We start from the raw sequence: 12,415 nt of genomic DNA, 5'->3' as shown, positions 1-12,415 counted from the left end.
ATTAACTGGTGCGGTTATTTGATGATATACTAGGCAGCAGAATCTGGACAGTAGTACCGGCTCCGGGAGAGCTTTCCACAGCAATTTTTCCTTCATGGGCAGTGATGATTTTATAGGTAAGCGTAAGCCCTACGCCCCAGTGCTTCGAATAGGGATGGGAGGAGTAGAAATGAAGGAAGATTTTGCTTAAGTTTTCTTTAGAGATACCCTTTCCGGTATCCGTAATTTCTAACTGAATCCATGGACTTAAGATCTCCAGCTTTAAGGACAGCTTTCTATCCCTGACCGGTATATCTTCCATGGCATCCATGGAATTTTTAATGATATTGTGTATTGCCTGTCCCATATAAACGGGGTCGATGAGGGCATATATCTCTCGTTTGGGGAAGTCGCATATGACGGAGATATTTTCCGGCTTAAGTGAGAAGCCCTCTAAAGTTTCATAAAGCAGTCCCTGCATGGACTGGGATTTCAAGCTAAGCTCGCTGGTTTTCGTACTTCTGTGTATTTCATCGATTCGTGCATACAGAGTATCGCATCGTTTCTTTAAGTCTTCCAGCAGCTCCCTGTTGTCATCCTTAACGGGAATCATATCCATTTCGGAAGAAATAGCAAGTATTTCATTTTTAATATAATGACAGAAAATCTTGGAGGTCGTTTCAGAGGAGCTGATTTCTTTGGACAGGCTGAATTCGTTTCTATTGGTTTGGTTGGTGTATTTGATCAGGCGGTAAGCGCAGAAAGCGACAACAATGGTGGCTATGATTAGGAAATAAGGCAGTACGTTGTATATAAATGCATCGCTTTTAAGAGGTATGGAGCGGTAGCTTAAGGTTTTTGATATTTTCGATATTTTCAGATAAAAGGCAGGAACCGAAGAGATGAAAAAGATATAGATGAAGGACAGGATGGAATAGCTGATGGTCAAAAACAAATAGTGCAGGCGAAAAATCTTGAGCTTCGGCGCTTTTCTATAAGCCCCGGCGATAATGCCCAGACTGATTAAAATGATCAGATTATTGGTAGCCCTGGTAAGGGTGAAGATTATCTTTTCGCCGCGAAGGTACTGCTCCACGGATACGTGGTCAGGATAAAGAAAATAATAAGCCTTCAGGTCCATGGAAGGATCGTAGAGGAAGAACAAAAATAAGCAGTAGATCCATACGAAATAAACGATTCCTTTTTTTAACTTCGTCGTTTCAAAGGGATGGAAGTTCAAGGAAAAATATACGCTTATAATCAAGATGCTAAGGCTCGATAACGACATGGTGCGTATGATATTCAATTTACTTACATCGATGAAGAAAAGCCATTTCCAAAGGGCTGGAGGCAGATAGAAGTAATTTTTCAGAAGATTATAGTAATAAATATCCTTGGAAATATAGAGGATCATGCTGCTTATCGCTATAAAATAAGAAAAAAACAAAGTGGTAAGCAATACATTTTTTTCTTTAGATCCAAATGATGCCATAAAGATAATAAGTATTAATATCAGAATTAAGAAATAAATCACAAATAATCATTCCTTTCCCGCTAATTCCCCTATTATCTTAACACGATCGCTAAAAGCAAAGAAGGTTGATAAAATTTCAACCTTTCACGAAAAAGCAGCTCATGTTAAGGTCAGTATAGCAAACGCAACATGCAAGGTCAATAAAGAGTAAGATGTACATAAGGAGGGTAAATTATGAAATCGGGACGTTTGTTAACGCTGCTCATGGCAGCAGTATTATCTGTTGCCGCGCTGGCAGGCTGTGGAGACACAAGTGCTCAGGGTGTTGTAGAGAAAGCAGATACAGAAGCGGCGGAAGCGGTAGATACCGCAGAAGCCACAGGGGAAAAGGTTAATTTGAAATATTATATATGGAGTGACACGGAAAGCTATACGAAAGAAATTGCTGAAAACTTTAACAACAGCCAGGACAGAATCCAGGTGGAAGTCATCAGCATGCCGAACGAAACCTATGACGACAAGCTGAAGGTAATGCTTTCTGCGGGAAGCGATGCGGATTTGATCAATCTGCGCTCTTTAAATCTTTTATCGCAGTTTCAGAAGGCGGGCGCTCTGACAGAGCTGACGGATATGGTAAAGGCAGGAAATCTGGACGTGAGCAAATATGGTTCCATGTGGGATGTATGCTATCCCGACGGTGTGGTATCCGCCCTTCCGATGAGAACCTCCTGCTGGATGCTTTTTTATAACGTGGACTTGCTTGAGGAGGCCGGACTTACTATGCCCGAGCAGCTGACCTGGGATGAGTATGCGGATATGGCGAAGCAGCTTACTTCAGGCGACGGCACCAGATACGGCGGCTGCTTTGTGGATTGGAAAATTTATCATGCCATAGCAACACAGATGGGCACCTATTTGAACGATGACGATATTTCCAATGAAAAGACGGGATTGGAAATACTGAACCGCTTATTTAACGAGGATCAGTCCCATGTCCCGCTTGCGGAAGTGAAAGCCAATGACAGTCAGTATTTAACTGATTTCGAAAACGGAAGGGTAGCTATGATCCCTCAGGGGGAATGGCTTTTCGATATGCTTAAGACCGATACGGAAGCGGGAAAGACCTCTGTTAACTGGGAAGTAGCGCCGGTCCCCGTACCGGACGGAGTAGAACCGGGCACCACATGGGGAGCAACGCAGTTCACAGCAATTCCGGGGGACAGCAAGCACCCGGCGGAAGCATATGAATTCCTGGAATACCTTTGCGGAGACGGAGGAGGCTCTGTACTTCCCAAGTATGGCATTCTGCCTGCATATTCCAGCGAAGCAGGAGAGGAATCCTTTAAGGAATCGGTAGGTAAAGACAGTGCGGTCGAGGTGGTGTTCAATTCCAAGACACTTCCGGAGGCGCCTGCCTATGATAAATATAACGACTTAATCGATGCCTTTACCGAGAATGCAGAGCTTTATTTGTACGGCGAGAAGGGAATCGATGAGACGATGACGAATTTTGAGACTCAGCGTGAACAGATTATAAGTAAATAATGTTCGTACGCAGCAGGGAAGCAGTTCTTGGAACATAAGCTTCCCTGTTCTTATGAGGGCATCCTCTGCTGTTTCATTATTCCTCAGATGCCCCCGGAAAGGAATAATAATGATAAAAAATAAAAAAGCGCTCAGGTATCTGAAAGGATATTTATTCCTGCTTCCTAACTTCGTTGGTTTTTTCGTATTTATGGCTTTGCCGATCATCATGGGTTTTATCATTTCTCTTACGGATTATAACGGCTTTCGTCAATTTAACTTCGTAGGGCTTAAGAATTATATCGACATGTTTCAGGATGAATACTTCAGAGTATCGCTTATACATAACATTGTTTACACCTTAGTTACCGTACCGGGAACAATCGTGTTTGCGCTGATGCTCGCTATGGCGGTAAATCAGGGCATAAAGGGCAGCGGCATATTTAAAACTATGTTTTTTCTTCCCAATATCAGTTCTATGGTTGCGGTAGGTATTGTATGGTCCATGATATTCAATCCTACGGTAGGACCTTTAAATCAGCTCTTGCGTTCACTCGGCATCGATAATACGCCTATGTGGATCTCCTCTACCAGTACAGCACTCGGTTCTATTATGCTGGTAGCGATATGGAAGCAGGCAGGGTATTACATGATTATACTGTTAGCAGGACTTCAGGCAATACCTTCTCAGTTGTATGAGGCATCCTCTATAGACGGAGCCGGTGCAGTGGCCAAATTCTTCAAAGTGACCCTTCCGATGCTGTCGCCTACAATGTTCATGGTAACGATACTTTGTATCATTAACTCTTTTCAGGTTTTTGATCTGGTCAATATCATGACGGCGGGAGGACCGGGAAGATCGACCAACGTGCTCGTATTCCGCATCTATCAGGAGGGTTTTCAGAAGCTGCAGTTCGGTTATGCGTCGGCAATGGCCTATTTCTTGTTCCTGCTCGTAATGATCATCACGCTCATCCAGTTCAGAGGACAGAAAAAATGGGTTAATTACATGTAGAAAGGAAGAGAAACACAATGGTAAAAGGTACTGGTAATTTAAAAACAAAGGCCTCCCGCAGCGGGCTGTTCGCCATTATGCTGATTCTGGGGATCTGTATGATTATTCCTTTCCTGTGGACGCTTTCGGCCTCGTTTAAAAATAACAATGAGATATTTTCTTATCCGATTAAATGGATACCGGAAATTTTTCGATGGTCCAACTACAAGGAGGTATGCGAAAAAATCCCATTTATTGCTTATTATCTAAATACGCTTAAGATTTCCATCATTGTAACGGTGGGGCAGGTGGTTACTTGCTCGTTAGCGGCTTACTCCTTCAGCAAGATGCACTATCCTGGCAGAGACAAAATATTCTTATGCTATTTAGCAACACTGATGGTTCCATGGCATGTAATTATGATTCCGCAATTTATTATTATAAAGAATCTTGGACTGAACGATTCTCACTGGTCTCTTATTTTGATCAATCTATTCAGTGCATTCGGGGTTTTTTTGCTTCGCCAGTTCATGATGGGCATTCCGGAAGAGCTTTCGGAAGCGGCACGGATTGACGGCTGCGGGGAATTCAAGATATATTCCACTATCGTATTTCCCATGTGTAAGCCGGGTATTGCAACCCTGGTAGTTTTCACCTTCAATTTTATGTGGAACGACTATATGGCACCGATGATTTATCTCACTTCGGAACGGCTTAGAACGATACAAATCGGTCTTGCATCCTTTCGGACCCAGTATGGGTCGGAATATGGACTGATTATGGCGGGCACGGTCTGCGCTCTCATTCCGATGCTTTTGATATTTGCTGTCGGACAGAAATATCTGGTAGAGGGCGTCGCTTTCTCGGGCTTAAAGGGATAATGATATAAGAATGCATAGGTGGATAAAATGGAGCTTTATCAAAAAATGAACAAGATCCTCTACGGAGGTGATTACAACCCGGAGCAATGGCCGGAGGAGATACGCAGGGAGGATATGGAGCTGCTTAAGAAAGCAGGGATTGATATCGTCACCTTGAACGTATTCAATTGGTCGTTATTGCAGCCGGAGGAAGAGGTTTATGACTTTACGGTGTTAGATGAGGTCGTAGAACTGGTAAGCGAGGCGGGACTGCAGATATGTATGGCTACGGGTACCGCTGCGCATCCGGCATGGATGGCCAGGAAATATCCGGATATTTTGCGGACGAATTTTCAGGGGGTGAAGAGAAAGTTTGGCGGAAGGCATAATTCCTGCCCTAACAGCCCGACGTTTCAACGGCTTTCTCCTGAGCTTGCCGGAAGGGTCGCACAGCGTTACAAGGATAGGAAAAATATTCTCCTATGGCATGTGGGTAATGAATATGAAGGTGCATGTTACTGTGAAAACTGCGAGAAAGCATTCCGTCTATGGCTGAAAGAAAAATACCATACGCTGGAAAGGCTGAATAAAGAATGGAACACCCGTTTCTGGGGCCATATATTTTATGATTGGGAGGAGATTGTGGCTCCCAATCTTTTGAGCGAGCATTTCGAGGAAACGAGAAGCATGAACCAGCCTATTACCTTAGATTACATGAGGTTTAATTCGGATAGTATGCTGGCAAACTACCGGGCGGAGTCGGATAGTATTCGACGCTTTATTCCCGATGCGGTGGTTACGACGAATTTCATGGGTGCTTATAAGCCGCTTGATTACCGTAAATGGGCTCCTTATCTGGATATCGTTTCGTGGGACAGCTATCCCCCTGCGGGAGCTGAACCGGCCTGCTGTGCAATGAATCATGATCTGATGCGTGGACTGAAGAATGGACAGTCCTTCCTGCTGATGGAACAGACTCCCAGCGTGTGTAACTGGCTCACGGACAATCGGGTGAAAAGGCCGGGTGTCATGCGGCTTCTAAGCTATCAGGCAGTGGCCCATGGAGCCGACAGCGTAATGTTTTTCCAAATAAGGCGTTCTGTAGCAGGCTGTGAGAAATTCCATGGGGCGGTCATCGATCATGCGGGAAGCAGCAATACGCGAGTTTTTCTTGAATGCAGCCGGCTCGGCGGGGAACTGAAAGCCTTGGGGGACAGTTTTACAGGCGGCAGAACCTTTGCCAAAACGGCTTTGATTTTCGACTGGGATACGTGGTGGGCGTTAGAATGCTCCGCAGGACCAAGTGCGAGACTGAAATATTTGGAGGAATTTTACCTGTATTATAAAGCCTTCTATGAACTTCAGGTGCCGGTAGACATTATCGGAATGGGAGGGGACTTTTCAAGGTATGAGCTTATAGCCGCACCGCTGTTCTATATGATTAAGGATGGAGCGGCAGAAAGGCTTGAAGAATTTGCCGCGGAAGGAAAGACGGCAGTTTTTAGCTACCTGAGCGGCTATGTGAATGAAAACGATACGATTACATCAGGCGGTTATCCGGGAAAGCTTCGCAAGCTTGCAGGTATATGGGTGGAAGAAATCGATTCCCTGCCGGAGAAAAGCAGTAATTCCTTTTGTTATAAAGGAAAGGAATATCCGGCCCAGCTCATCTGTGATTTAATGCACAGCGAGGGGGCCGAGGTACTTGCATCCTACGAGTCTGACTTCTACGCAGGAATGCCGGTGCTTACGCGCAGTACCTATGGAAAAGGAAGTGTATATTATATCGGAACCCGGTCGTCGGAGAAATTTTATAAAGAGCTTTTCTTAGAAATTTGTAAAGAAAGAAATATCTGTGCGGCGGATGGAGCCGATGTGGAAAGAGGCAGAGAACGGGCTGAAAAGAACGTGGAAATGGCAGCGAGAGAGAAGGACGGCAGCCAATATCTGTTCCTGCTGAATCACGGGGAGCATGAGACGGAGGTTTACATAAAGGCTGGAGGAACAGAACTTTTGTCGGGAGAAAGTAAGCCGCCGGAAAGCGTTTGGCGGCTGGAGGCGAAGGGAGTACGAATTATTTTGGCAGAAGAACAAAAGCATAGGAGGGAATAGTGGCATGAGGTTTTCTAACGGATGCTGGTTATGGAGATTACTATGTGGAGGAGGAACAAAAGGGCTACATGCGCCAGCAGCTTTCTCTGGGTGTAGGCAAATATTATTTGCAGGAAAACCTTCATTCAGTTCAGATTGTTGCTTCCAGAAATGAATATGCGGTAACAATTACTGCGGCAATCCGGGGAAAAATTGTAGAAATTGATATGAGGTAGAAGCTTATGGATTTTGTGAAGATTAAAAATAATAAATTTTATTTTAGGGACAAGGAAATTTCCTTTGGCGGGCTGGGTATTGGAAGCTGGCTGAACATGGAGCATTTCATGCTTGGAATACCAACGCCCGAAAAGCAGATAATAGAAGCCTTTGAGGAAGTATTCGGGGTAGAACGAAGCGATAGTTTTTTCGATGATTTTATTTGTTCCTTTGTAAAGGAGGAGGACTTTCAATTTTTAAAAGAGACCGGTGTAAATATTATCAGGGTTCCTTTTAACTATCATCTTTTTTTTGACGATAAAAATCCTAAGGTTTTGAAGGAGAGAGGATTTTGCTATTTTGACAGATTACTTGCATTTTGTCGAAAATACGAAATTTTTCTGCTTCCCGACCTTCATGCTGTGCCGGGAGGTCAGAATCCCGACTGGCACAGCGATAACCAGACCGGTATACCGCAATTCTGGCATTTCGAGGCATTTCAGGATCAGATCGTAGAGCTCTGGAAAGAAATCGCCGGATATTATGCGGAGGAAACTTGGATACTCGGCTACGATATTCTCAATGAACCCTTCCTTATACCGGGAGAGGACGGAAGGCTTCAGAAGTTCTATGACAGGGTAACGGCAGCCGTCCGTGAAGCTGATAAAAATCATATCATTTTCCTTGAAGGAGATTATTTTGCCATGGATTTCTCCGCGATGAAGGAGTTAAAAGATGAACAGACAGCTATAACTTTTCATTTTTATCCGACAGTATGGGAAGCAGATTTGTGCGACCCCGATTATCCGAGAGAGAAGAGGCGAAGTGTATTCGAGGACCGGCTCGTCACTATGATAGCGGGCATGCAGAAATTTGGGAGACCTCTGCTGTGCGGCGAGGCTGGATATGATATTGCAGGTCATGGACTTGCCCATGTGATGGAGATGGTGGAAGATACACTGGATTTGTTTAAAAAGCACGATATTTCCTATACTCTATGGTGCTACAAGGATGCGGGATTCATGGGACTTGTGTATCCGCAGGAGGATTCCTTATGGATGAGATTCGCAAGGGAAATGCGCGTAAAATGGACCCATTACGGAGAAATGGAGATGGGAAAAGAACTGGTGGAAATAATGTGCGGGCATTTTCCGGGCGAGGTGGAAGAAAAGATAAAATATCATCTTCAGTTCAGGCAGCGGGCGCTGCTGTATACTCTGCAGAAAGAACAGTTATTGAAGCCTCAGCTTATGTCCTGCGGATGGGAACAGATATCAGGGATGCCTGAATCTTTTGCAATGGAAAACTGTACATTCTATGAAGAATACAGGGAGTTATTAAGGAAATATATGAGAGGATAAAATTTCTTCTTTACCCATTGAAAAAATAGAACAAGTGCGATATACTGCTTATCGAATACAGAGTTATATGTGGATTCTAAAGATAAAATCTACAAAAGCGGAAGGATATGAGTAAGAAAATGTCCGGTAATTCGATGCAAGATAAAAACAATATAAAAGTTACGGGTATGGGAAAAAGTAATGCCATAACGGAAGGAGTAATCTGGAAACAGTTGCTCCTCTTCTTTTTCCCTATTTTGTTCGGCACCTTTTTTCAGCAGTTATATAATGCGATTGATGCCATTATCGTAGGGCGATATGTGGGGAAGGAGGCGCTTTCTGCCGTGGGCGGAAGCACCAATACAGTAATCCAGCTAATCGTAGGCTTCTTCGTAGGTCTATCCAGCGGAGCCACTGTTATCATATCCCAATATTACGGCGCGAAGAAGCAGGAGATGGTGGAATACGCGGTGCATACCGCCATCGCCTTCAGTGTGATCGCCGGTCTTGTCATGTCGGCAGCAGGCATTATCACTGCTCCGGCGGTATTACAAGCTATGAATACTCCGGAGGACGTACTTGGGCCGTCGGTTACCTTTCTTCGGATTTATTATTTAGGAATGGTAGGAAATCTCGTTTACAATATAAGTGCGGGAATACTCAGGGCAGTAGGAGATTCCAAGCGGCCGCTCTACTTTTTGATCGTGAGCTGTATGACCAACATCATTCTTGACATGCTGTTTGTGGTAGGCTTTGGCATGGGAGTGGCAGGGGCGGCGTTAGCGACAATCATTTCCCAGGCGCTCAGCGCGGTATTGGTTATTATGCTGTTAGTAAAGACGACGGATATGCACCGTCTGTACATTCGAAATATCCGTTTGGATAGAAGAATGCTGGCAAGAATCATCAGGATTGGATTCCCCGCAGGAATGCAGTCGATCATGTACAGCTCCTCTAACGTCATTATACAGGCCGGCATTAATTCTCTGGGAACTGATACCGTAGCGGCATGGACAGCTTATAGTAAAATAGACAGCATATTCTGGATGATCGTCAGTGCCTTTGGCATCTCTGTAACTACTTTTGTGGGACAAAACTATGGAGCCGGGAAGAGGGAGCGGTTGAGGAAAGGCGTGCGGATATGCATGGCTATGACCTTTGCCTCCACCCTTTTCATTTCCTTCGTATTGTATTTTTGGGGGATATATTGCTACCGGCTGTTTACCACGGATGCTGCGGTAATCCGCATAGGGATACATATGCTGCGCTACCTCGTGCCGGTCTATTTCACATATGTGACGATTGAGATTCTATCCGGAGCTCTGCGCGGTGTGGGCGACAGTTGGATCCCAATGCTCATATGTCTGATAGGGATATGCGCACTGCGTGTTGCATGGCTTATGCTGGCGGTGCCGCTTCGAAAGAATATTTATACGATCATGTTCAGCTACCCGCTCACATGGGTGGTTACGACGATTCTGTTCATTATATATTATTTGTTTTTCAGTAAAATCAGAGGGCGTCAAAAATAATATTTTACAAGGATACTTTTAGAATCATAAAAAGAATTTACCGGAGGATAATCCCCGATCAAAGAATATTCATATTCAGCCGGAGAGCCAGCGTCTTTACAATGCGGGTGGCGACCGGGCATATCTTTCCATTTTCCAGAGTCACCAGACAATTTTTGATATTTACTTCTTTTACGTGAGAAAGGTTTATGATGCAGGATTTGTGGCATTGAAAAAATGAATCATCCAAAAGCTTTTCTATTTTCTTCAGGGAATAGAAAAGCTCGGTGTATCCGTTTCTCTTATAGATCCGAATCTTATGCGCTTCGGTGGAGGTCTCGATACAGTAGATATCGGGCAGTTTCATGGAAATGATGCGTCCGTCGATTTTTAATGCGATAGCCTTCTGAATGGTATTGGTAGGAAGCGTATACAGTTCCAGGGCTTTGAGAATACATTCCCGCATGCGGGAGGAAAGCTCCTTGCTGCCTTTTATAATATAATCCATGGCTTCGACTTTGTATTTGAAGGAAAGATAAGAAAGCTCGCTGTGAACAGTAACGAACACGATAAAGCCCCGCGGATCGTATTTCCTTATTTCTCTGGCGAGGGAGAAACCGTCCATGGAGGTATTCAAATTAATGTCAAGAAAATATAAAGATGGAGTCTTATGTTCGGTCAAATAGGAAAGAAGCTGATAGGGAGAAGAAGTGGTGCAGACGATAGAAGCATCCATATCTTCAATCATGATTGTGTTGGATACCAATTTTTTAAAATGCTGCAGTTGATTTTCATCGTCATCACAAATGTATACCGGTAACATCATTCCCCCTCAATAAAGTTGATATTAACGATGTCATGATACGACATAACAATCGAATTTACTACCAATTACAACAAACTTATGATAATATTTTCATATATGAATAAGTTGTAAGAAAGTAATCGTTTAAGAAATGGAATTGAGCGTTTAGGAAAAATATGGTAAAATTTTATCAAACTATGGTATAAATAGAATCACGAGATGAGGCGAGGTGTACAGCATGGAGCATATGCTTGCGAGTAAGATTACGGCTTGGTGTTTGAAGCGCAATGAGATGTCGGAGACACAAGCCATAGCGGTTACCTATGGAATAGAATTAATCTTTAATTCTCTGTTCAAAGTAATAGGGCTGATATTGCTCGGGCTCGTTTTCGGTCGTGCATGGGATGTGATCCTATCTATTGGATGTTTTTCTTTGTTGCGTTCCTGTGCAGGGGGAGTGCATATGAAGTCAAGCCTTGGCTGCTTCTTGTCCATGGCGCTCGTGTGCGTCCTTTCCTGTGTGGGAGCGGATTATATCGGTTATCTGCCGGTTGGCGTAATGATAGCCTTAACGATAGGGATTATTGTGGTTAATAAATTGTATGCACCTTTTTTTACTGAAAATAATCCTATTGAAGACGAAAAAATCATTAAGAAAAAGAATATTGGTGCGGTAGTAATCTCTGTAATATTGCTGGTGATTATATGGATCACACCTATTTGGAATGTTAAAATGTTAATGCTTATACCGGTGACACTGGAAACTTTAAGTATACTGCCGTGTTGGCACGGAACAAAAAAAGCAGTGCAGAACTAAACGGATGTAAATCCTGCACCGCAGCACAAACTTAATAATAAAGCAAGCATATTATTACTTAATGTCAAAGGGGAATTTGCAGAATCGTCTTAATATGCTTGCTTTTATTATGTCCAAATTGATCATCGCAGGAGACGTTATGGAATAGGCTTCCTGCGATGATTAATTTGGAATGTCATATTTCCTAGTGGTTAATAAAATCAGCCTTTGCGTTAAATGCACGTCCATTGTTTTTTTAATGCTATAATATTAATATAAAGACAGATACTTATTTTTCTTTAAGGAGCAAATGACATGGCATTGAATATTGGAGAGATCATTATAACAAAACGTAAAGAAAAATCCTGGACACAGGAGCAACTCGCGAATGCATTAGGTGTTTCCGCCCCGGCAGTAAGTAAATGGGAAACCGGAGCAACTTACCCTGACATTACATTGCTTTCTCCTATTGCACGCGCTCTAAATACTACGATAGATGAATTACTCTCTTATCAAAACGAGCTCTCCGGCGAAGAGGTCAGTGAATTAGCCAAAAGGGCCGGCAGTGTCTACGAAACCGAGGGATTTGAAGCAGGCTGGTCGTTCTGTCAGAAGATGTTAAAAGAATATCCCAACAGCATCCCGTTAAAGTTTCATCTCGGCAATCTGTTCCAAAGTTTTATGTTTTTAAAACCGGGTATCGGACAGGAGGAAATACGATCGTATTATCGATGCGCCGCTGATATTTACGAAGAAGTATTGTCTAGCATATGCACAAAGTATTCCGGAATTAAGTTACGACTATTCCAATAATCCTTGCTTTGA

The 12,415-nt window shown here is 43.5% G+C and carries 11 protein-coding genes; 9 read left to right on the top strand and 2 right to left on the bottom strand.

Going from position 1 to position 12,415, the window contains the following annotated elements; translation table 11 throughout:
• Nucleotide 1: 1 nt before the first annotated feature.
• Complete coding sequence (locus tag V6984_RS17480; protein WP_342756884.1) at nt 2–1,471, bottom strand: HAMP domain-containing sensor histidine kinase; 1,470 nt, start codon at nt 1,469–1,471, stop codon at nt 2–4.
• Nucleotides 1,472–1,687: 216 nt separating this feature from the next.
• Between V6984_RS17480 and V6984_RS17475 the strand changes: the two genes are divergently transcribed.
• From V6984_RS17475 to V6984_RS17445, 7 genes are all read left to right on the top strand, one after another.
• Entirely contained in the window at nt 1,688–2,998 is a 1,311-nt protein-coding gene (locus V6984_RS17475; protein WP_342756883.1) for a sugar ABC transporter substrate-binding protein, read from the top strand.
• 109 nt (nt 2,999–3,107) lie between these two features.
• A complete protein-coding gene (locus tag V6984_RS17470) occupies nt 3,108–3,992 on the top strand; it encodes a sugar ABC transporter permease (protein ID WP_342756882.1) in 885 nt (294 codons plus the stop codon).
• 17 nt (nt 3,993–4,009) lie between these two features.
• The gene (locus tag V6984_RS17465; RefSeq protein WP_342756881.1) at nt 4,010–4,852 is read left to right on the top strand and encodes a carbohydrate ABC transporter permease; all 843 of its coding nucleotides are present in this window, start codon (nt 4,010–4,012) and stop codon (nt 4,850–4,852) included.
• 27 nt (nt 4,853–4,879) lie between these two features.
• Entirely contained in the window at nt 4,880–6,943 is a 2,064-nt protein-coding gene (locus V6984_RS17460; protein WP_342756880.1) for a beta-galactosidase, read from the top strand.
• A gap of 44 nt (nt 6,944–6,987) precedes the next feature.
• Nucleotides 6,988–7,158 (top strand): hypothetical protein, encoded by a 171-nt coding sequence (locus V6984_RS17455; protein WP_342756879.1) that lies wholly within the window; start codon nt 6,988–6,990, stop codon nt 7,156–7,158.
• A 6-nt stretch (nt 7,159–7,164) separates the two neighbouring features.
• Entirely contained in the window at nt 7,165–8,499 is a 1,335-nt protein-coding gene (locus tag V6984_RS17450; RefSeq protein WP_342756878.1) for a glycoside hydrolase family 5 protein, read from the top strand.
• A gap of 134 nt (nt 8,500–8,633) precedes the next feature.
• Nucleotides 8,634–10,010 (top strand): MATE family efflux transporter, encoded by a 1,377-nt coding sequence (locus V6984_RS17445; protein WP_425324264.1) that lies wholly within the window; start codon nt 8,634–8,636, stop codon nt 10,008–10,010.
• Nucleotides 10,011–10,068: 58 nt separating this feature from the next.
• Here the strand turns inward: V6984_RS17445 and V6984_RS17440 are convergent, their stop codons facing one another.
• Nucleotides 10,069–10,815, bottom strand: a complete 747-nt coding sequence (locus V6984_RS17440; protein WP_342756877.1) for a LytTR family DNA-binding domain-containing protein — start codon at nt 10,813–10,815, stop codon at nt 10,069–10,071.
• Nucleotides 10,816–11,032: 217 nt separating this feature from the next.
• Here V6984_RS17440 and V6984_RS17435 point away from each other — a divergent pair, with 217 nt between their 5' ends.
• Both V6984_RS17435 and V6984_RS17430 read left to right on the top strand, forming a co-directional pair.
• The gene (locus V6984_RS17435) at nt 11,033–11,611 is read left to right on the top strand and encodes an accessory gene regulator B family protein (RefSeq protein WP_342756876.1); all 579 of its coding nucleotides are present in this window, start codon (nt 11,033–11,035) and stop codon (nt 11,609–11,611) included.
• A 294-nt stretch (nt 11,612–11,905) separates the two neighbouring features.
• A complete protein-coding gene (locus tag V6984_RS17430) occupies nt 11,906–12,403 on the top strand; it encodes a helix-turn-helix transcriptional regulator (protein ID WP_342756875.1) in 498 nt (165 codons plus the stop codon).
• The last annotated feature ends 12 nt before the right edge of the window (nt 12,404–12,415 follow it).

Origin of the sequence: Kineothrix sp. IPX-CK, from assembly GCF_039134705.1 — a bacterium.
GTDB lineage: Bacteria > Bacillota > Clostridia > Lachnospirales > Lachnospiraceae > Kineothrix > Kineothrix sedimenti.
This window is presented reverse-complemented; position numbering and strand designations above follow the sequence as displayed.